At 55.9% G+C, this 21,301-nt stretch carries 17 protein-coding genes and 1 pseudogene; 8 read left to right on the forward strand and 10 right to left on the reverse strand.

The features are described from left to right. The first annotated feature begins 109 nt into the window (after nt 1-109). Nucleotides 110-1,087, forward strand: coding sequence for an HpcH/HpaI aldolase/citrate lyase family protein (locus ACR0DT_RS20875; protein WP_480712603.1), 978 nt, complete (start codon nt 110-112; stop codon nt 1,085-1,087). 86 nt (nt 1,088-1,173) lie between these two features. Here the strand turns inward: ACR0DT_RS20875 and ACR0DT_RS20880 are convergent, their stop codons facing one another. The 4 genes from ACR0DT_RS20880 to ACR0DT_RS20895 form a co-directional block, all read right to left on the reverse strand. Then, complete coding sequence (locus tag ACR0DT_RS20880) at nt 1,174-1,953, reverse strand: IclR family transcriptional regulator (RefSeq protein ID WP_480712604.1); 780 nt, start codon at nt 1,951-1,953, stop codon at nt 1,174-1,176. An 11-nt stretch (nt 1,954-1,964) separates the two neighbouring features. Then, on the reverse strand, nt 1,965-3,323 hold the full coding sequence (locus tag ACR0DT_RS20885) for a TRAP transporter large permease (protein ID WP_480712605.1): 1,359 nt from the start codon (nt 3,321-3,323) through the stop codon (nt 1,965-1,967). Continuing rightward, the gene (locus ACR0DT_RS20890) at nt 3,323-3,988 is read right to left on the reverse strand and encodes a TRAP transporter small permease (RefSeq protein ID WP_480712606.1); all 666 of its coding nucleotides are present in this window, start codon (nt 3,986-3,988) and stop codon (nt 3,323-3,325) included. Before ACR0DT_RS20890 ends, ACR0DT_RS20885 begins: the two co-directional genes overlap by 1 nt. A gap of 68 nt (nt 3,989-4,056) precedes the next feature. After that, nucleotides 4,057-5,295 (reverse strand): TRAP transporter substrate-binding protein, encoded by a 1,239-nt coding sequence (locus ACR0DT_RS20895; protein WP_480712607.1) that lies wholly within the window; start codon nt 5,293-5,295, stop codon nt 4,057-4,059. 108 nt (nt 5,296-5,403) lie between these two features. Between ACR0DT_RS20895 and ACR0DT_RS20900 the strand changes: the two genes are divergently transcribed. The 3 genes from ACR0DT_RS20900 to ACR0DT_RS20910 all read left to right on the forward strand — a co-directional run bounded on the left by ACR0DT_RS20900 (nt 5,404) and on the right by ACR0DT_RS20910 (nt 9,341). Continuing rightward, nucleotides 5,404-6,999 (forward strand): GMC family oxidoreductase, encoded by a 1,596-nt coding sequence (locus ACR0DT_RS20900; RefSeq protein WP_480712608.1) that lies wholly within the window; start codon nt 5,404-5,406, stop codon nt 6,997-6,999. A 274-nt stretch (nt 7,000-7,273) separates the two neighbouring features. Further along, nucleotides 7,274-8,227, forward strand: a complete 954-nt coding sequence (locus ACR0DT_RS20905) for a LuxR C-terminal-related transcriptional regulator (protein ID WP_480712609.1) — start codon at nt 7,274-7,276, stop codon at nt 8,225-8,227. A 121-nt stretch (nt 8,228-8,348) separates the two neighbouring features. Then, complete coding sequence (locus ACR0DT_RS20910; protein ID WP_480712610.1) at nt 8,349-9,341, forward strand: MBL fold metallo-hydrolase; 993 nt, start codon at nt 8,349-8,351, stop codon at nt 9,339-9,341. Between the two features lie 96 nt (nt 9,342-9,437). On the opposite strand, the gene ACR0DT_RS20915 is transcribed toward ACR0DT_RS20910, so the two are convergent. The 4 genes and pseudogenes from ACR0DT_RS20915 to ACR0DT_RS20930 form a co-directional block, all read right to left on the reverse strand. Next, on the reverse strand, nt 9,438-9,815 hold the full coding sequence (locus ACR0DT_RS20915) for an MOSC domain-containing protein (RefSeq protein WP_480712611.1): 378 nt from the start codon (nt 9,813-9,815) through the stop codon (nt 9,438-9,440). 34 nt (nt 9,816-9,849) lie between these two features. Further along, a pseudogene (locus ACR0DT_RS20920) lies at nt 9,850-10,131 on the reverse strand (MOSC domain-containing protein); the annotation flags it as partial. 258 nt (nt 10,132-10,389) lie between these two features. Next, the gene (locus tag ACR0DT_RS20925) at nt 10,390-12,273 is read right to left on the reverse strand and encodes an SLC13 family permease (RefSeq protein WP_480712612.1); all 1,884 of its coding nucleotides are present in this window, start codon (nt 12,271-12,273) and stop codon (nt 10,390-10,392) included. 247 nt (nt 12,274-12,520) lie between these two features. Beyond that, the gene (locus tag ACR0DT_RS20930; RefSeq protein ID WP_480712613.1) at nt 12,521-14,578 is read right to left on the reverse strand and encodes an adenylate/guanylate cyclase domain-containing protein; all 2,058 of its coding nucleotides are present in this window, start codon (nt 14,576-14,578) and stop codon (nt 12,521-12,523) included. 328 nt (nt 14,579-14,906) lie between these two features. Here ACR0DT_RS20930 and queC point away from each other — a divergent pair, with 328 nt between their 5' ends. From queC to queF, 4 genes are read left to right on the forward strand one after another with little or no spacing between them, the layout of a single operon-like run. Then, nucleotides 14,907-15,608, forward strand: coding sequence for a 7-cyano-7-deazaguanine synthase QueC (gene queC, locus ACR0DT_RS20935; protein ID WP_480712614.1), 702 nt, complete (start codon nt 14,907-14,909; stop codon nt 15,606-15,608). Beyond that, nucleotides 15,608-15,961, forward strand: coding sequence for a 6-carboxytetrahydropterin synthase QueD (gene queD / locus ACR0DT_RS20940; protein ID WP_480712615.1), 354 nt, complete (start codon nt 15,608-15,610; stop codon nt 15,959-15,961). Before queC ends, queD begins: the two co-directional genes overlap by 1 nt. Beyond that, nucleotides 15,958-16,668, forward strand: a complete 711-nt coding sequence (queE, locus tag ACR0DT_RS20945; RefSeq protein ID WP_480712616.1) for a 7-carboxy-7-deazaguanine synthase QueE — start codon at nt 15,958-15,960, stop codon at nt 16,666-16,668. Before queD ends, queE begins: the two co-directional genes overlap by 4 nt. A 15-nt stretch (nt 16,669-16,683) precedes the next feature. Then, nucleotides 16,684-17,148, forward strand: a complete 465-nt coding sequence (gene queF / locus ACR0DT_RS20950; protein ID WP_480712617.1) for a preQ(1) synthase — start codon at nt 16,684-16,686, stop codon at nt 17,146-17,148. 43 nt (nt 17,149-17,191) lie between these two features. Here the strand turns inward: queF and ACR0DT_RS20955 are convergent, their stop codons facing one another. Next, a complete protein-coding gene (locus ACR0DT_RS20955; protein ID WP_480712618.1) occupies nt 17,192-19,660 on the reverse strand; it encodes a GcvT family protein in 2,469 nt (822 codons plus the stop codon). 45 nt (nt 19,661-19,705) lie between these two features. Then, nucleotides 19,706-21,226: a trimethylamine methyltransferase family protein gene (locus ACR0DT_RS20960; protein WP_480712619.1), complete on the reverse strand. Its 1,521-nt coding sequence runs from the start codon at nt 21,224-21,226 to the stop codon at nt 19,706-19,708. Nucleotides 21,227-21,301 lie beyond the last annotated feature (75 nt).

Below are 21,301 nucleotides of genomic sequence, written 5' to 3' on the forward strand. Positions count from 1 at the left end.
TGGCGAAGACGGCAACACCGCCGTCGAAGCCAAGGTCAAGGCCGAGGTCGCAGACCTCTGCGCCAAGTTCCCTCTTTATCCGAACCTGTAAGACGAAGGACCCTTACCCATGAGCTTTCATAATATCGACCAAGCCCCTGCCCGCCTGAACCGCAGCGAACTGGCCGTCCCCGGCAGCCAGCCCGGTATGTTCGAAAAGGCCGCCAAGTCAGATGTGGACGTGATCTTCCTTGATCTGGAAGACGCCGTCGCGCCTGATGAAAAGGAACAGGCGCGCAAGAACATCATCGAAGCCCTGAACGATATCGACTGGGGCAACAAAACCATGTCGGTGCGGATCAACGGGCTGGATACCCACTACATGTATCGCGATGTGGTGGATGTGGTTGAACAGGCCGGCGAACGGCTGGACCTGATCATGATCCCCAAGGTTGGCACCGCTGCTGACGTTTATGCAGTCGACATGCTGGTGACGCAGATCGAGGACGCTAAAGGCCACAAGAAACGGATCGGGTTCGAACACATCATCGAAACCGCGCTTGGTATGCAGAATGTTAGCGAGATTGCAGCCGCCTCCAAACGCAACGAAAGCCTGCATTTCGGGGTGGCCGACTATGCCGCATCGACACGGGCCCGGACCACGATCATCGGCGGCGTAAACCCCGACTATTCCGTTCTGACCGACGCGGATGCTGATGGGGGTCGTATGACGCATTGGGGCGACATGTGGCACTATGCGCTGGCCCGCATGGTGGTCGCCGCGCGCGCCAACGGCCTGCGCCCAATCGATGGACCCTTTGGTGATTTTCAGGACCCCGACGGGTATCGCGCGGCGGCAAAACGTGCGGCGGTTCTGGGATGTGAAGGCAAATGGGCCATCCATCCCAGCCAGATTGCCCTGGCAAATGAGGTCATGTCGCCATCCGAGGCCGAAGTCACCAAGGCTCAGCGCATACTCGTCGCCATGGCCGAGGCTGAATCGGCGGGCAAAGGCGCTGTATCCCTGGATGGCCGTCTGATCGACTATGCCTCGATCCGACAAGCCGAAGTGCTGGTCGAAAAAGCATGCCAGATCGCAGCAGCTTAACCAGTAGGTTATTGGCTAAAAATCGAACAGCGCCAAATTGTTTTGTGGATCGACCACTGTTACAGTTTGGCGCTGCGCTTGTCGAGTCACTCAGCCAGAAGGCTCGAAAGCTTGCCAGCACCTTGCCGCAGCGTTTCCAGAAACGACATCAGGCTGCTGACATCATGGCGCTGGGTCGGAGCATGAACCGATAGCGTCCCTACCAACCTGCCCTGCCCGTCCTGTACGGGCACGGCAAGCGCCGACATCCCAGTCATGAATTCCTCATCATCCGTGGAATATTGGTTCTCAGAAACACGTTGTATTTCGGCCTTTACCGCCTCGGGCTCCGTCAAGGATCGCTCGGTCTGCGGATGTAGCTTTCCGGCCGAAAGAAACCCTTCCAGCGTTTTCTGTCGCAGCGTGGACAGGTACATCTTGCCACTGGCCGTGCAGTGAAACGGAACCTGCGTGCCCACAGGCAACTGAATACGCAGGGGCCATTTGGTTTCCACCCGATCCAGATAGATCATCCCCTCGCGGTCTGGAATGGCGAGGTTGCAAGTTTCGCCCACTTCCTCGGCCACGCTACGCAATATGGCCAGGCGCGCGGTCCGCAAATGTTCGGCAGACATAGTGTTGACGGAGAGCAGTCGCAAACGACGGCCAGGGCCATAAGACCGGCCGTCGAGATCGCGTTGCAGAAACCCCTCGGTCTCGGCCGTTTGCAACAGGCGGTGAACGGTGGGTTTTGCCAGACCCAATGCATCGATCAGGTCTGACGGTTTAACAGCTACCCCGCGCCGTGCCACCTCTTCAAGGAGCAGCAGCAGGCGCAGGTTCGTCGGGATCTGAGTTTCTTTTTCTTGTGTTTCCGCTTCGGCCATCCCGCAACATTCTAGTTATTTGGCAGCAGGATCAAGGCCAGATCGGGCACCAGCGATATCAAAATCCAGACAGACAACAGAGCCACCAGATAAGGCACCGTATAGCGCAACAGCCGGAAATAAGGCACGCCCGTCACACCCGACGCCACATAAAGGTTCAGCCCATATGGCGGCGTGATGAAACCGATAGAGGCACCCACAAGGAAGATCACCGAGAAATGGATCGGATCGATGCCAACCGAGGCCGCAATCGGTGCCAGGATCGGGGCGAGAATGATCGTAACCGGAAGACTTTCTAGCACCATTCCCGAGAAGAAGACGATAACCATCGAGGTGAACAGCACCGCGTGATACCCACCCATCGAGGTCACAAAATTCCCAATGGTTTCCTGCGCGCCAAGCAGCGACAGGATTTGCTGCATCACAACCGAAATCGCAATCAGCGGCGCAAGGATACCAGTGATCTGGGCTGAACGAATCACGATCGAGGGGATTTCAGGGATCGTGAAACCTTCGACAACAAACATCTCGGCATAGGTTTTTTCGGTCGGTGGAATGTCGTTCCTCGCGCCCATGATCCGGTTTATCGGGTAGCTGACCAATCCTGCGATGACGCAGAAACCCACGGTCACGCCCGCAGCCTCGGTCGGTGAGAATTTACCCGTGTAGATGCCCCACAATACCAGTCCGATGGCGAAAAAGCCCAACCACGCACCAAATGCGGTTTTCAGCACTCGGTTCAGCTGCAGAGGGATCAAGTAGCCCCAGCCGTTGATCCGGCAGATGATCCAACAGGCAAATTGCATGCCGAACACCATCAGCGCGCCGGGCAGGATACCCGCCACAAACAGCTCGGAAATCGGCAGGTTCATCAGAAAGCCATAGACGATGAAGATAATGGATGGCGGAATGATGATCCCAACCGTACCACCCGCCGCTGCGGTCGCGGCGCTAAATCGTTCGTCATATCCGCCCTTGACCATCTCAGGGTGCAGCATCGACCCGATGGTTGCGGTCGTAGCCGAGTTCGACCCCGAGATTGCGGCGAACAACCCGCAAGCCCCCAGCGACGCCATGGCCAGCCCGCCGCGTATCCAGCCCAGACAGGAATAGGCAAAATCGCTGAGCCGCCGTGCGATGCCGGATTTGTTGATCAAGTCTCCTGTCAGAATGAACAGCGGCATTGCCAGCAGGGCAAAGCCTTTGTTGAATACGTTCAGTAGCTCGGCCCCCATATTGTCCAGCGTCAGCCCCAGGACAAAGGAACAGCCAATGACCCAATAGCCGATAACCAGCAGCACCGGCACGCCCAGCATGAACAGAAAAGTGACCCCGATCGAGATCAGTGTGACCATGGTTCCGTCTGTCATCAGTCTGCTCCAATCACGGCTTGCTGGATCAGCGGTTCACCGGTTTTCCAGTTGTGCAAATCGTCGGCGAGGTTCTGAAACACCCGCCCGACCATCAGAAAGAACGACAGCGGCGCGGCCAGCAGGAACCACCACTGCATGATGTTGTCGGTACCCAGAACGATCTGAAAGTTTGATGCCGATAGCGCCACCAGTCTTGTGGTGGTCACGATGACGATCACCGCGAAGATGAACCATAGCACCGCGTCGAGGATCAGACAGGCCAATTGTCCTCCGCGGGGCATGGAGGTGCGGAATTCGCTAAAGCTTAGATGCGTACGTAGCCGCACGTTATAAGACGCGCCAAACCATGCCATCACCATGAAAAGGAGTGGAGGAATGGTGGTGGACCAAGGTTCCTGGTCATTAAATACGAACCGATCGATCACGCCCCAGAATATGATGAAGGCAATCGCAAGGTAGGAATAAACCATCACGGCACGTTCAAAGTGGCGGTCAACAAACGGCACTTTCCGGTAAATCCACATGATGAGGATCCCGCCCAGGGCCGAGACGATTGCGCCCACTACCCATGTTGCGTCGGATTCCAGCGCGGATTGAATTTCGAATGAATCGAAAGTGAGTAAAGCACTGAATATCGCGCCGACATCTGCCCAAAATGACATGAACCCCGTCCTCCCAGTCGGTGTTTAGTGGAACCGGCCCACATGGGCCGGTTCGTATAAAGCTTAGGTTAGGCTTCGCCTCTCCACCAACGGCGTGGCTCGACGTTTTCGGCGACAGTATCAGCGGGGATTTCACGCGCGATGTCGTAGATCTCCTGATATGTGTCGATGCCACCAGCCCATTTGTTAATCCGCTCGCGCCACTGAGCCCAAGGCTCGGGGTTGTAGTTGGGAGCACACATTTCTTCGGCCAGCTTGATCTGGTCGTCGGCCAGGAAGGCCGGGCGTACACCGTTTTCGGCGAAGATCGTGTTTGGAAGTTGCGGTTCCGAGAAGCCAACAGTGTTCAACAACGCGGCTTCGTTCGCGCCTTGGATCAGCGCCTGTGTGAAGTATGAGGACTCCATCACCGCATCCTGCAACTCACCACCCAGACCGTCAAAGACCTTGGCCGACATCGAGGTGTGTTCAGTGCCGCAGAAGAATTTCAAGTTCACCGACTGCGAGACCACCGGCGCCATGTTGGCGTAAGCCACGGCCGAGGCCCATGTCTCGGCACCGTCGATCAGACCGGTTTTCAGAGCGTCCAGTGTTTCTTCCCAAGCCACCGGAACTGGGTTCAGATTCAGCAGCTGCATGGCGATACGACCCAACTGAGTGCCCGTAACGCGGTTTTTGGTACCAAACAGTTCTTCCAGCTTTGTGACGGTTGGCTTGTCAGCAAAGTTCGCGCCCATTTGCAGGCCGCGCAGTTCACAATGGGTGAACAGGAATTTCAGACCGTGCCGTTTTTCCAGCGGATCGCGCAGGATGCGCTGGCTCGCCGGGCTGTAGAAGAAGTGATACTGCGCTGCGCGGCTGGGGAACATATAGGCATAGTCCAGCACGTTCAGATAAGGCGCGCCACCGGCCGAGTTCTGGGTCGAGGCCGCGTAGATATCGACAATTCCCTGCTGAGTCTTTTCAACACAGCTCAGCTGACCACAGATCTGATTGTCGCCGATGAATTCGATCCGAATCTCGCCGTCTGTGCGCTCTTCCAGATCACGCGCGAATTCGATGGCTCCGGCACGTTCGATCAACAGGTTGCGGGTGTTGAACCCTGATGCGCCGAATTTCAGCGTGTGCTTCGGCTCTTTCGAAAAGCGCTTTTCGTAGGTTGATTCGGCAGCCTGCGCCAGATTCGCGAGGCTCATCGCCCCACCGAACCCACCCGCAGCCAGCAGAGTCGAGCTCATGCCGTAACGGCCCGCCACACGGAAGAAATCCCGCCGCGAAATACCACTTAGTTTCCGTCCGATCTCCATTGCTTACCTCCCTGATCGCAAATAATGAGACGTTTTGTATCAAAAAAGGCTAGTATATTTCTCAACGTTTGGCTAGAACTTTTTGAAACCAGTTTCAGGGAGGTGATCATGGAAGTAGACTATGCAGTTGTCGGGGCCGGGTCTTCGGGCTGTGTCATCGCCAATCGCCTGAGCGCCGACCCCAACGTGACCGTCGCTTTGCTTGAGGCCGGTGGTCGCGACACCAACCCGTGGATTCACATCCCGGTGGGCTATTTCAAAACCATGCATAATCCCTCGGTCGATTGGTGCTACAGGACCGAACCTGATCCGGGGTTGAACGGTCGATCCATCGACTGGCCACGCGGCAAGGTGCTAGGCGGTTCGTCGTCGCTGAACGGTTTGCTATACGTGCGCGGTCAGAAAGAGGACTACGACCGCTGGCGTCAAATGGGCAACGAAGGCTGGGGCTGGGACGACGTGCTGCCCTTGTTTAAACGTTGCGAGGATCAGGAACGAGGCGAGGATGAATTCCACGGCGTCGGCGGACCTTTGTCCGTGTCTAACATGCGTATCCAGCGCCCGATCTGTGACGCCTGGGTCGCAGCCGCACAGGCCGCAGGGTATCCGTTTAATCCGGATTATAACGGGGCCGAGCAAGAAGGCGTAGGCTATTTCCAGCTGACCACTCGCAATGGCCGCCGCTGCAGCGCCGCAGTGGCGTATCTTAAACCCATCCGCGACCGGCAGAACCTCAACATCATCACGAATGCCTTGGTGACACGGGTCACCTTAGAGGGCAAAAAGGCAACAGGCTTAACCTACCGGGATCGTTCGGGTGCCGAGCAAACCCTGAAAGTCCGGCGTGAGATCATCCTGTCCGGTGGCGCGATCAACTCACCCCAGATTCTTATGCTATCGGGAATCGGCGACCCTGATCATCTAAAGGAAAACGGAATCGAGCCGCTGCACGCCCTGCCCGGTGTCGGCAAGGGATTGCAGGACCATTTGCAGGCAAGGCTGGTGTTCAAATGCAATGAACCCACACTGAATGACGAGGTACGCAGCCTGTTCAATCAGGCGCGCATTGCATTGAAATATGCTTTGTTCCGCGCTGGTCCGATGACTATGGCAGCTAGTCTTGCGACCGGGTTCATGAAGACCCGTCCCGACGTTGAAACACCTGACATTCAGTTTCACGTCCAACCTTGGTCCGCCGACAGCCCCGGTGAGGGTGTTCATCCGTTTTCGGCCTTCACAATGTCAGTCTGTCAGCTGCGGCCAGAAAGCCGGGGTGAGCTGCGACTGAACGGGCCGGACCCGTCAGAGTACGTCAAGATCATCCCAAATTATTTGTCGACCGAAACGGATTGCCGAACAATCGTCGACGGAGTGAACATCGCCCGAAAAATCGCAAAACAGAACCCGTTAAGCTCAAAGATTTCCTCGGAATTTCGGCCCTCGGCCGACCTGAGCTGTGACGATTACGACGGTACGCTGGATTGGGCCCGATCGAATTCAACCTCGATCTATCACCCGACCGGTACCTGTGCGATGGGCAGCTCTGAGGCGTCGGTTGTGGATGCGAAGCTGAAGGTGCACGGGATTGCCAATCTGCGGGTGGCGGATTGCTCGATCATGCCAGAGATTGTCAGCGGCAACACAAATGCTCCTGCAATCATGATCGGTGAAAAAGCCAGCGACCTGCTGTTGGCGGAGGCCTAACTGACAAAGCGGACTGTAGCTTCGGACGACCGGTGGCATCGGGTTACGAACAGCACTCTGGTACCGCTCTGTTTTCTAGTGATTGTCGACGATCTTCCAACCGGAGATAGGGCGACAATTGCGCGCTGCTTTGTTGAATGTCGTGAATTGTGTTCGGGCCAAGAGGTCAAATATTCGCGATTATTTTTGAATATTATGTAAAATGGGGCAAAAATTCTGGCAATGTCAGCGGATAGGTTTCATCGGTTAACCTATGTTGCGTTCGGAGGTTGGCTTGAAACCCACAATTTCGCAGGAAACCATCGCCAAATGGCAGCGGATCGTCGATCTGATCGCCCGGGTTGCCGACGTGCCTGCAAGTCTCGTGATGCGGACGCATGCGCCTCATCATTCTGTCTTTGTTACAAGCCAAAACACCGATAATCCCTACCCGGTCGGCTGCGGTTTTACCCTGAGCGAAAAACTGTATTGCTACGGTGTTCTGAAACGCGACGGCGAGTTGACGGTCGAAAACGCGACCAAGGACCCTGACTGGTGCGACAATGACGATTTAGAACTCGGGATGAGCTTCTATATCGGATATCCGCTCAAATGGCCGGACGGTACGATTTTCGGGACGATTTGCGTTTTGGATTCACGGCGGAACCAGCGTGCGCTGCTGTTTCGCGAAGGGCTACAGGAATTCGCAAGGGTTATCGAATCCGATCTTTCACTGCTGGTTGAAATCGACCGCCGCACCGCGCTCGAGGCTGAATTGCAAGCCACATTGGACCAGCTGGAGCAACGCGTGGCCAACCGCACCGCTGACCTTGAAGAGGCGAATGCCGCACTGCGAGTACTGTTGAACAGCGTCGAAACCTCCCGACAGGAATACGACGCGAAGATTTTAAGCCAGATCAAGGGGTTGGTCGTTCCGCATCTGGCAAAACTGCGCGGGCGGTTGGAAAGTGACCCTGCTGGCCGGATATATCTGGACCTTGCCGAAGAGAGTTTGAAAACCATCACGTCTGAGATGAGCGGACAGCTGACCACGGTTTTTGAAGATCTCACACCCACCGAACAAGAAATCGCACAGTTGATCATGCGGGGGCAGACAACCAAGGATATTGCGCGAACGCTGTCGCGCGAGCCCAGCACGATCGAGTTTCACCGCAACAACATTCGCGCAAAACTCGGGTTGAAACGCAGCGGAAAGAACCTGCGCAGCCTGCTGTTGTCTATTCAATAAAACATGGGGATTTACCCCATGTTTCCCCCCTGAATTTTCGATGCACTGATTATGAGGCCCCGTTGGTACCCTGTTTCTGTTCCGGCAAAGACCGGAAATAGAGACAACAGGGAATGCCAATATGGAAAGAGATGACCTAAACCTGAAGCCAACGCTGCTGCGTGGTGACAAGGACGATCTGACGCCGGGCCTGTCGCGCCGATCCTTCTTTATGGCAGCTGGTGCTGCCGGTGTTGGCGGGGCGGCCTCGCTGCTGACTACCACTTCTGCCAAGGCGCAATCCACCGACTGGACCCAACCCGGTAACAACAACGGCGTGATCGAGTTACAGAAAACCACGGGGCAATCCGTGGATGGAACTGTCGGGATCGACTTCTATGGACACTGCGCCATTAAGATCACCTCACCGGGCGGTGCAACTGTTCTGTTCGACCCCTGGCGCGACGACCCCTCGGGCGCTTGGGGTTTGTGGTTCAAGAACGAATTCCCTGAAACGCCGGTCGATATCTGCATGTCCACCCATACGCATTTCGACCATGACGCCATTCACCGCCCCGTCTCGACCATGGTACTGGACCGGATGGTTGGGAATTTTGAGTTCGCCGATATCAAGATCACCGGATTTGCGGACAAGCATGTATGCCGTGCGCCGGGTTGGTATGACTGGACCAACGCATTGGGAGAGTTCGGGGTACAAGCTTGCCCGCCAGACAATGTCAGCCACATGGACATGGTGGTGTACCTGATCGAAACCGGCGGTATTCGCACGTTGATCTGGGGTGACAACCGGCATAATCCGCCACAGGAATTCTGGGACGCAATAGGCCAGGTCGATGTTCTGACACTGCCCGTCGATGGATCGCAGCACATTCTGGACTATAAGCAAGGCAACGACATCGTCGAAAAGCTGAAACCCAAGATCATTATCCCGACGCACTATCTGAGCGAGACCACCAGCTATACGCTGACAACGCTTCAGGATGCGGATGAGTATGTGAAATCGCAGAAAAGCTACAAAATGCTGGATTCGGCCAGCCTGTCCCTCGAAGCAGGTGACGTGGCCGGAATGGATCGCGAGTTCATGTATTTCGGCAACCACGCACTCACAGCCTGACTTAGTCAAGTTGGTAGGGCGGCAACCCGCGCGCAGGCCGCCCTACCCCAAAGTCCTGAACACACCCAATTGGCTATGCCTTGGGTGTGTTCTGCTTTAGCCGTTCAGCCGCCGTTGAACATCTTCGTCATGTTCACCCGCGGCCATGCGCTTAAACGCCCTTTTCCACCCATCGGCCAATTCCGGCATCTGTGCCAATTCCTCGGCTTCGGACGGTGTCGCTTTCCTGAACAGCCGCGCCTCTGTGAGCCGCGCGACAGTCCAACCCGGTTGTGGCCGTTCGATCAGCGAAATGTTGTCCCCAATTGATACTTGCCCCTCTTCCAGCACCCTGTAATACCACCCTGTCCGGGGTGTCTTCTGGAACAAATAGGCCATCTTGGCGTTTTCCGTGTATTCGCTGACCTTCCAGCAAGGTTGCCGGCCCTGACTGATTTGCACCACAGCAGTCCCCAAACGCAGAACATCTGCCAATACACACATCCCATTCGGTCAAACCTTTCGTAGAAACGTTTTCTCCGAATGCAGCCGGGGTTGTACCTTCGGGGATTTGTCCTTCGTCTATCCAGGCCGAATAATGTTCGGCAGCATAGTGGTGAATGGCCTTGTCTACACCACCATGGTGTTCCGGGTCCGCCTGCTCATCTGACACGAAGCCAAGTTTTTGAATGTTCTGACGGTCAGGTGCAGGCAACTTGTGAATAGCTGACGGAGGGCAATCTTTCCACAAACTCTGGATTTCCCCGACAAAAAGGCCTTCAACCTTACCCGCTATGCCCTTTGAATTCATTGCCGATTACCCCGCCTAATTTTCGAAAACCTGTAATTGCATTTGCTTGGTCTTTGCGAGACATTTTCTGACTGCAAAGTCATTTGAGTGCAAGCAAGGCAAAAAATGCCTGTTTGTTTAATTGTCGGTACGATCTCCGGTACTCTATCGTCAGGCAACTCTGCAACAAGTGTGTTTTTAGACTGCCTACAATTTCGAATGCGCTAGCGAACCTATAAAAAACAAGCATCTCTGAACTGAAATTTTTATTAATCCAACTCAGTAGATTGCGTTGAGCATCACCAGAGAAACAACCAAAAACAAGATGGTCATAACCCCGCCCGAACGAACAAAGTCCATAACCTTGTAACCCGCAGGGCCCATGATCAGGGCGTTTACTTGATGGGTCGGAATGATAAAGCTGTTCGAGGTTGAAATTGCCACGGTCAGCGCAAAGACAGCGGGGTTACCTCCCGCCGCCACGGCAATCGAAATGGCTAGAGGTACAAGCAATACAGTCGCCCCGACATTTGACATGACCAGCGAAAATGCCGTGGCCAGTATCGCGACCCCGGCCTGTAGCGCCCAAATCGGCCAGCCGTTCAGAAGGACCATGATTTGCTGCGCAATCCATGCCGCCGTTCCGGTATTTTGCACCGCCTGCCCCAGCGGTATGAGACAGGCCAACAGAAACACCGTATTCCACCCCACTGCGCGATATGCCTCGTCCACGCTCAGTACGCGCGTAAGCATCATTCCGGCTGCTCCGGTCAGTAGGCACAGCGACAAACGAACGTCGGTGAACAATATCAAAGACAGGGAAATTGTAAAAAAGGCCAACGCCCAGCCGACTTTCTGCGGGCGCAACTCATCTTGCGGAAAATCCGTTGTGACGACCACAAAGTCCGGATCCCGCTTAATCCGCATCAGGTTGTCCCACCTTGTATGCGCGACAAGCATGTCGCCTGCGTGAAATTCCTCGAGCCCGATCTGAGTGGATTCGTGCGTTTCGGTCTCAACGTGGCTGAGGGTTTCTTCGCCTCGATGTATGGCAAGCAACGACATGCCATATGTCTTGCGAAACAAAAGCTCGCGCGGGCATTTTCCGATCAGCTTGCTATCAGGGGTCACGACAACTTCGGCAATACCGGCATTGGTAGGGGCGAATTCTTCTACAAAAATATCCAATTCCGGAAGAACAGTTAAATCGAACTTCTCTGCAAATTGCTCAACGACCCAGCGATTTCCAATGATGGCCAGCCTGCAGGGGGCAGCAATCTCCGCCGTCAGAACCTGAACCATTGAGGTTTTGCCGCGATAAAAGGTGGAGATGATATAAAGATGGTTTTCGTGATTGATATCGGCCAACACCTGCCCCACAAGCGGGCTTTTCTCGGGCACAATCACCTCGAAAACGTCTGCCTGAAGCCCGTAAACCCGTTGCAAGTATTCCTGCGTACCCTGCCCTGTGCCGGTGCTGTCAGATCCGGTATCCCCAGGTAACACCCATCTTCCAAGCAAAAGAAAGTATGCGATCCCGGTCAGGATCAAAGCCGCACCTATTGGTGTTACCGAAAAAAGACCAAATGGTTCGATCTTTTGCCCTTCAGGCAGTCCCTCATTTGCGGTCAAGACCAGATCATTAAGCAAAATCAACGGTGAAGAGCCAACCATCGTCATTGTGCCGCCCAAAATGGCGCAAAACCCCATGGGCATCAGCAGACGCGACAGCGGAATTCCGGACCTTGAGGAAATCCGGCTGACAACGGGCAAAAACAACGCGGCCGCACCGACATTCTGCATGAATGATGATATGACACCGACAGTGCCGGATATGATCGGAAGAACTCGGCCCTCGGCTGTGCCGCCATATTTCAAGATGACTGCCGCAACTTTGTTCATGATGCCAGTTTTATCCAGCCCGGCACCCACGATCATGACCGCGATGATAGAAATCACGGCGTTTGACGCAAATCCATCAAACAGATGCGCGACATTTGCGAGGTTCTCAAGCCCAGGTGCGTAGCTTAGCAGGCCGACAAGAACCAGAACCAATATGGCAGAAAGGTCAATTCTGACAACTTCGGATACGAACAGGAAAACGGTGAAGGCTAACAGAGCGCAAACCACTCCCATCTCAAACGTAAATACTACGTGTTCCACAGAATTCACCGAGTAAATTTTAGTCTAAAATGAACAATTAAACTATCACGCTCTCGCTGTCATGATGTTTCAGCATTAGCCGCCGAAACGACATAAAATTTCAACATACCGCTACACTCTCCCACCTTCCTATGTTTGTCGACCAACTGTTTCTAAGATCAACGGACACAGATTAGGCTTTTGAGAGTTGCTGCTCCGGGACAAGCGAAAGACGAATACATCACGCCCCAAATTTCGCGACAATAACCTATTTTTCGTCCATGAAGGCGACGCCTGTCCAATCATCCGTTGGAGGGTTAGCCAGCAAAGCAGATGCCCGTTCGATCATCAACACGGACACAGGATCACCCCCGCGCATTTTGTCCGCCGCTTCAAAGGCCGAGATCGCCTCGGACATCCGTCTGGCCCGGTAATGGGCAAGCCCCGTTTCATAGACCTCAATCCAGGGGGGCGGTTCTGCAACGCTGTCAGCCATAGCAATTAGTTCGAAAACAATCAGCTCTCCGGATCTGCCTGCGATTTCAAGTGTGTCCAGCTCTCGCGCGATAATCGCGTCCCCTGCTTGTCGCCGTGTTTCCGGGCCAATCAGGATCGCGCTGCCATAGGCTTTGTTGGCAACCTCAAGCCGGCTTGCGACATTCACCACGTCCCCAATCGCTGTGTAGTTCAATCTCTTCTCGGACCCTATGTTGCCAACCAAGGCTTCACCACTGTTCAAACCGACCCTGATATGCAAGGTATCGTCCGAGTCACTATGCAGGCCAGCACCTTCAACCATATCAACCAGCTCAAGCGCAGCACGGCAGGCATCTTCAGCATGGTTGACGTTTTCTCGAGGCGCACCCCAAAACGCCATCACCGCGTCACCAATGAATTTGTCGATCGTTCCATGATGGCGTTCAATAGTCGACGATGCGGCGCTAAAGAACGGCGCCATCAACTCGACAATCTTTGGACCATGCTTTTCAGTCAGGCCAGTGAAACCCGACACATCACAAAACAACACTGAGATCGTCTTTGTTTCACCTCCGGGCTGCGTCTTGATGCCAGCCGCAACCAGCATTCTTACTAGATCCGTTGGTACGTATTTGCGAAAGGCTGACAGGCCTGCCGCCATATTCGCTGTCGCGGCAGACAGATTGTTCAGTTCTTTCAGTCGCGAAGGACGGCTCGAAACCTGCTCGACATCAAAACGTTCGATCCGGCTCAGGTCTTCGGCGACGCGCGACAAAGGATTGGCCACAACTTTACGCATCAACCAGATGGCAAGCCCTGTGGCCACAACGACCACCCCTAGCAGCGCGTAAATCAGATTGACGAGAGTCTTGTCGATGCCCGACAGGAACGCAGCCTCGGGAATAACTGTGGCTACACGCCACCCGTAAAACCCAAGCGGGGTTAAGGCCACGGCGTAAGGCACGTCTTCATATACTACGCGGGTCGTCACACTGCCCGCGACATTTGTACCGGAGGTGGCCAGCAGTGTTTCCCCCGACATCTTAGCGACCTCATACAGCTCACCCTCACCCATCCGCGCTGGGGTAACCTCATCTGCTTCCGGATCGGGCACGGCGATAACCTTACCATCTGCGCTTAAAATATAGGCCGCACCAAACTCTCCTGGACGCAACGATCCCAAAAAGCGCGACAGGCGATCCGTTTCGATCGCCACCGTCAACACGCCTTGCCGTCTGCGGTTTACATCAATTGCCCCGGCAAAAGCATAGACCGTCTTGTCACTGCCCGGCAGGTCGCGGACCTCGATCCAGTCCGGCGTATCACGGTCTATAAAGTTCCCGTACCACGCATGATCGCGCGGGTCGTATTCCGTTGGCGAAAACGAGCGGGTTTCAAATTGGATGTCCCCAGGGATAAAGATGTAGCGATCCTTGCGTAGGCTCCGATCCTGAATCTCGTCGTTGATTTCTATCATCTCCAATCCGCTGTCACCCAATCGGTGAGCGGCGAAGAAATTGCCATCGGGCCAGCCAAAGGTAATCCACGAGATATTGGGCTGTGCCTGCAATTGCGAAAGGAAAACGAACTCGCGCTTGTCAGCTTGCCTTGTCTGGATGACATTCTGGATAAAGATTGTCCTGACCGCAGCCCAGGCCGCTTCGGCGGATCTGAGGGTCAGTCCCACTTCGATCCGGACGGTGTTGGCGATCTGACTGTTGATCTCGGCTGCCAGCATCCGACTGTTTTCGCGCGCGGTCGTCCACCACAGCGAATGCACCACAAAAGTCGACGCGCCAATCGAAAGCGCGACGAGTATTGAAACGGCAATTCCTACGCTGACTCGCACTTGGGGTCCAAAACGGTTGTTGGCGGTAAAAATTTTGGGTTAGATCGGCCTTTTGGTTAGCCGGAGCTTAGAGCGTGCAACTCCTTGTTTCCAGATGGTTGCAAGAAACATGCCGAATTGTTTACCCAGCGTTGAATACAATTGGGAAACAGCGCTCGCATCTCAATCCGACTTGCGGCCCTCTGAACAGAAAATACTCCTCAAATCGCTGCTTTCAGCCACAAGCACGTGATCGCGGCAGAGGGGGGGTTGGCACGCCCATCCCTCGTGTGTAACAGAGCGCATCCCGGTCGCAGCCTACCCGGGTATCAAAACAAGGGTTCAAAATATGAAAACGATCGTAATCTGCTCGGGCGGGCTGGATTCGGTATCGCTGGCGCATATGGTCGCCCGTGATCACCAGCTGACGGGCTTGATTTCCTTTGACTATGGCCAGCGTCACCGGAAAGAGCTGGACTATGCCGCGCTTTGCGCGCAGCGGTTGGGTGTGCCCCATGACATCATCGATTTGCGCCCGGTCGGGGCCGTTCTGACCGGATCGGCGCTGACCGACAATGTAGACGTACCGGACGGGCACTATGCCGAGGACAGCATGCGCGTGACCGTAGTGCCCAACCGGAACGCCATCATGCTGACCGTGGCGTTTGGCGCAGCGGCGGCACGCGGGGCCGATGCGGTGGCAACGGCTGTGCATGGGGGGGATCACTTTATCTATCCCGATTGCCGTCCGGAATTTACGGAAGCCTTCGAGGTAATGCAGAAACACGCGCTGGATAGCTACGCCGACGTGTCCCTGTTCACTCCGTTTGTGCACCGTAGCAAGGCCGACATCGTCACCGAAGGGGCGCGATGCGAAACACCCTTTGCCCAGACATGGTCCTGCTACAAAGGCGGCGAGCATCATTGCGGTCGCTGCGGTACCTGCGTCGAACGGCGTGAGGCATTCCATCTGGCCAATGTCGAAGACCCAACCATCTATGAAGACCCGGAATTCTGGGTCGAGGTCACGGCGCAAAAGGAATCTGCCTGATGTATCGGATCACCAAGGAATTCCACTTTTCCGCCTCGCATCAGTTGACCCATCTGCCTAACGATCACCAATGCGCCCGGATGCACGGACACAACTATATCATCGAGGTCGAGCTGGCCGCATCCACCCTGAACGCCGACGGGTTCGTACGTGACTATGGCGAACTGAAACCGCTCAAGACCTATATCGACGAAACGTTCGACCACCGGCACCTGAACGACGTGATGAACATCCTGACCACGGCGGAAAACATGGCACGTCATTTCTATGACTGGTGTGCCGCGCGCTGGCCGGAAACCGCGGCCGTCCGGGTCAGTGAAACGCCAAAGACTTGGGCCGAGTATCGCCCATGACCCGCCTGCGGATTGCCGAAATTTTTGGCCCTACTATACAAGGCGAAGGCGCGCTGATCGGGGAGCCTACTGTTTTTGTACGCACCGGCGGTTGCGATTATCGGTGCAGCTGGTGTGACAGCATGCATGCGGTCGACACCACCTTTCGCCACGACTGGGCCGCAATGTCCACGGATGCGGTGTGGGAACAGGTGCGCGCTTTGTCAGGCGGGCGACCTCTGACCGTTTCGCTGTCGGGCGGAAACCCCGCTATCCAGGATTTTGGCCCTCTGATCGCGCAGGGCCGAGCCGAGGGGTATCGGTTTGCATGCGAAACCCAAGGCTCGATTGCGAAACCGTGGTTTAGCGATCTGGATACGCTGGTTCTGAGCCCGAAACCGCCCTCGAGCGGCGAAACCGTGGATTGGGACGCGTTCACGGCTTGCCTCGACGCCGCGCAAACCGGCCCGAACGTGGTGATGAAAATCGTGATCTTCAACGAGACCGACTACGACTGGGCCCGCGCTGTAGCCGACCGTCACCCGGCGCTGCCCCTGTTTCTACAACCGGGCAATGCCGAGGTTGATCCCGATCTGCCGGTCGATCCACAAACCCTGTCGGACCGATTGTTGTGGCTGGTGGAGAAGGTAACCGCCGATGGCTGGTTCTCGCCTCGGGTTCTGCCGCAACTACACGTCCTACTGTGGGGTAACAAACGCGGGGTCTGACCCCGAAAGGAGTACATGATGGAAACCATTTACAGCGATCTGACACAGCTGGGCGGCAAAACCGAACTGCCGAAATCGCCCGAAGCGGCCGAGCTGGAGCGGGTGCAGAACCCGCAGGCCGACATTGACTATTGCGTGCGGTTCACCGCGCCTGAGTTCACCTCGCTCTGCCCGATGACAGGGCAACCGGATTTTGCGCATCTGGTGATCGACTATGTGCCGGGTGATTGGCTGGTTGAATCAAAATCCCTGAAACTGTTTTTGGGGTCATTCCGGAACCACGGCGCATTTCACGAGGATTGCACCGTGTCCATTGCCCGCCGTCTGGTCGAATTTCTGTCGCCCCGCTGGTTGCGGATCGGTGGGTACTGGTATCCGCGGGGCGGTATCCCGATCGACGTGTTCTGGCAGACTGGTGTCACACCAGAACATGTCTGGATACCCGATCAGGGCGTTCCTCCCTATCGTGGACGCGGTTAAGGCCTGAAGTAACTCTGGGAGCGGCTAGTGGATGGCCGCAGGCTCAGGCGCGCATATTGGCACCGTTGGCGTCGTAAATCGGCCCGCCCTGAACCGTGGCGTCATAGAATTCACCCAGAATTTCCACCTGCAGGATCGTTCCCGGCGCGGCATGTTCCGCTGTAACGTAACCCATCGCCATAGACGCCCCGACCCGATGCGCATAGCCGCCGGATGAGACATAACCGACGGCAGCGCCATCTTTCAGGATTGCCTCGTCATTCGACACATCAATGCCGTCGACGTCGATCGCCATGGTCACAAGTTTCTGTTTTACGCCCTCAGCGCGTGCGGCCTCAGTGGCTGCCTTGCCGACAAAATCCTTGTTCCAGTTGATAAAGGCATCCATGCCGCTTTCGAGCGCGTTGAAATCCGGTCGGAATTCAAGCGTCCAGACACCCCACCCTTTTTCCAGCCGCATCGACATCAGCGCGCGCGCCCCGTACCAGCGATAACCCAGATCTGCCCCGGCTTCTTCTACCGCTTCGGCCAGACGTAGCAGGTATTGCGGCTTGCAATAGATCTCAAAGCCCAGCTCGCCGCTGAACGAGATGCGGTTCAGGATCACGGGCACCCCAGCCACAAAGGTCTGTCGCAGATCGCGAAACTTGAAGGCTTCGGTCGTGACGTCCTCACGTGTCAGCCTCGCCAACAACGCGCGGGAATTTGGGCCAGACAGGGCAATGCCGTGCCAGTCATCCGACACATTGGCATAGGTCACATCGTCAGGCAGATCTTTTTCGAACCAGCGCCGGTGCGCTTCTTGCATGGCACCGGACCCGAACAGGATAAAGTGGTCATCGGTCAGGCAAGCCACCGTAAGGTCTCCGTAAAGCTTGCCTTTAGGGGTCAACATTGGCGTCAGCGTCAGACGACCCGGCTTGGGAACATAACCGGCCAGCACATGATCCAGAAAGGCCCGCGCGCCTGCGCCTTTAAACTCGTGCTTTGCAAAGTTGGCGATCTCGATGCCACCCACGGCCTCTTGCACAGCTTTCACTTCGCGGGCGACATAGTCGTGACTGCGGTTGCGTTCAAACGTCGGGTCTTCATGCGCGTCCTCGGGACCATCGGCAAACCAAAGCGCATTTTCTAGACCAAAGCCCTGCCCCATCCGTGCGCCTTTGGCCACCAACCGATCATAGAGCGCGGTTGTCTTTTGCATCCGGCCCTTGGGCAGCGTTTCGTTTGGGAAGGTCATCACGAAACGGCGCTCGTAGTTTTCCGAGGATTTGACCGTGCCCCATTCGGGTGTTGCGAACTCTCCAAAACGCGCCACATCCATGGCCCAGACGTCGATCGAGGGTTCACCGTCGATCATCCACTCAGCCATCGTCAGGCCCACGCCGCCGCCCTGGCAGAAGCCTGCCATGACACCCACGGCGACCCAATAATTCTTCATCCCCGGCACTGGGCCGATCATCGGGTTGCCATCGGGACCAAAAGTGAAAGGCCCGTTGATCATGTCCTTTATCCCGGCCTCACCAATGGTTGGAATACGTTCAAACGACATCTCCAAACGGTCGGCAATACGGTCGAGATCGGGTTGCAACAGTTCATGCCCGAAATCCCACGGTGTGCCACTTACCTTCCATGGAGTTGATTTGGGTTCATAGGTGCCCAGCAGCATCCCCTGCCGTTCCTGCCGGAAATAGATGTTGGCCTCATAATCGATCCCCGCCGGTAAACGCCCGGCCTCACCCATGGCTTCCATCCGCTCAGCGATCTGAGGGATTTTTTCTGTGATCAGATAATGGTGTTCCATCGGCTGCACCGGCAGGTGAATGCCGGACATATGCCCGACCTCGCGCGCCCAGAGGCCCCCACAATTCACCACATATTCAGCGTTGATCTGTCCTTTGGGCGTGGTCAGATCCCACGAGCCATCGGGACGTTGCGACATCGCGGTGACACCGCAATGGGTGAAATACTGCGCACCATGAACGCGCGCTGATTTGGCAAAGGCATAAGTCGCACCGGATGGGTCCAGATCACCGTCCTGATCATCCCACAGCGCGGCATAGTAATGTTTCGGGTCAACCAACGGGTGCCGATCGGCCAACTCGGACGGAGAAATGAACTCCTGATGCAGGCCCATATATCGAGCCTTCGACCGCTCCCGCTTGAGGTAGTCGTACCACTCCTTAGTCGAGGCCGCGTAGAACCCGCCGGTTATATGCAACCCGACCGAATGGCCCGACGTCTCTTCGATCTCTTTATATAGATCAATGGTGTAACTCTGCAGGCGGCTGATATTCGGGTCCGAGCTGATCGTGTGAATCTGCCCCGCCGCATGCCAGCTTGAGCCCGAGGTCAGTTCATCACGTTCGAGAAGCACAACATCCTTCCAGCCAAACTTGGCCAGATGAAACAGGATCGAGCAGCCAACAACTCCGCCGCCAATTACAACGACCTTTGCGTGGGACGGCAGCGGTTTGCCGGTGGCTGTTTCGTCTTTTTGAATCTCGGGCATGCGTGTTTTCCTTGGTTGACCGGCAAAGTTGAAAGGTCGAGGGATTTAATACCAAGCGTCGGGCAGACTCTCTTTGCGCTTGGCAACGAATGCCTCCAGCTCTTCTCTCAACGCCACATCTATCGGGGGCGCTTCATAGTCTTTCAGCATCTGGGTCCAGCGTTCATAAGCGCGGGTGCGCATGTCCTTGGCACCTTCATCCTCCCAGCTTTCGACGTTTTCGCTGTGGCTGAGGGCGGGTTCGTAAAACGCGCTTTGATAGTGGCGCATGGTATGACCGCAACCCAGGAAATGACCGCCGGGACCGACTTCTTCATAGGCGTCGCGGGCCAGAGCGCCGTCTGATGTGTCCAGCCCAAGGTCCAACACCTTTTGATAAGACCCAAGCCGATCCGCATCCATGATCAGCTTTTCGAACCCTGTACACAGACCACCTTCCAGCCAACCCGCTGAATGAAGCACGAAATTTGCCCCGGCCAGCATGGTTGAATGCATCGAATCCGCGCTTTCATAAGCAGCTTGCGCATCCTCGATCTTTGAGGCTGTCAACGATCCACCGCAACGGAGGGGCAGACCCACGCGGCGGGCCAGTTGTCCGATTGCGTAGTTTGAAATCACCGGTTCGGGCATGCCAAAAGTCGGCGCGCCGGATTTCAGCGACATAGAGGACAGGAAGTTCCCCAAAACAAAAGGCGCGCCCGGACGGAGAAGCTGAACATAGGCACAGACCATCATCGCCTCAGCCATCGCCTGCGCAACTGAGGCCGCGGTCGAAACCGGCCCCATCGCCCCGGACAAGATAAACGGCACCACAATCATGCCCTGTCCCCGGCTGCTGTAGACGCGGGCAGCTTCGGTCACCACCCGATCCACCAACAACGGCGAGTTGGTGTTTACGTTGCCCATAATGACACAGTTTTCCGCCATCACGTCCGCACCGAAAACAATCTCGGCCATGTCGACGCTGTCCTGTGCCCGGCTCATCTCGGTGATGGCGCCAAGATGTGGTTTGTCGCTGAGCGTCATATGGGCCAGCAACATATCCAGATGCCGTTTGCTGACCGGAACATCACAGGGTTCGCAGGTCACAAAGCCGCCGTGATGCAGGTTCGGGTGCATATAGGTCAGTCGGACAAGGTCCTCAAAGGATTTCAAATCGCCATAGCGCCGCCCACCTTTCAGGTCGCGCACGAAAGGTGCGCCATAGATCGGGGCGAAAACCTGATTTCGACCACCAATGAAAACGGACCGATCCCGATTGCGCGCCAACTGGGTAAACTCACGGGGAGCCTTGGCGCAGAGGGCGCGGATCCAATCTGCAGGGGCCCGTACGATATCACCGTCAACCCGGGCCCCTTCCCGTTTCCAAAGCACAAGTGCTTCGGGATCGTCGCGAAAGGCAATGCCCACGTCCTGCAAAATCCAATCCACCTGCTGTTCCAGACGGACGGCCTGTTCCTCATCCAGCAGATCGTAAAACGGGGCCTGACGCTGAATATAGGGCGAAGTGGGCACCGCCACGCGCGTGTCCTGCCGATTTCTGGATGCCCGAGCGCGACGTGCCATAGGAGCCCTCACCGTCTTGTTTCACCTTGAGTCATAGCGCCGAACTGCACCTCTGTGACGGTTGAAAATTTTGAT

This window comes from Ruegeria sp. BI11 (assembly GCF_056538005.1).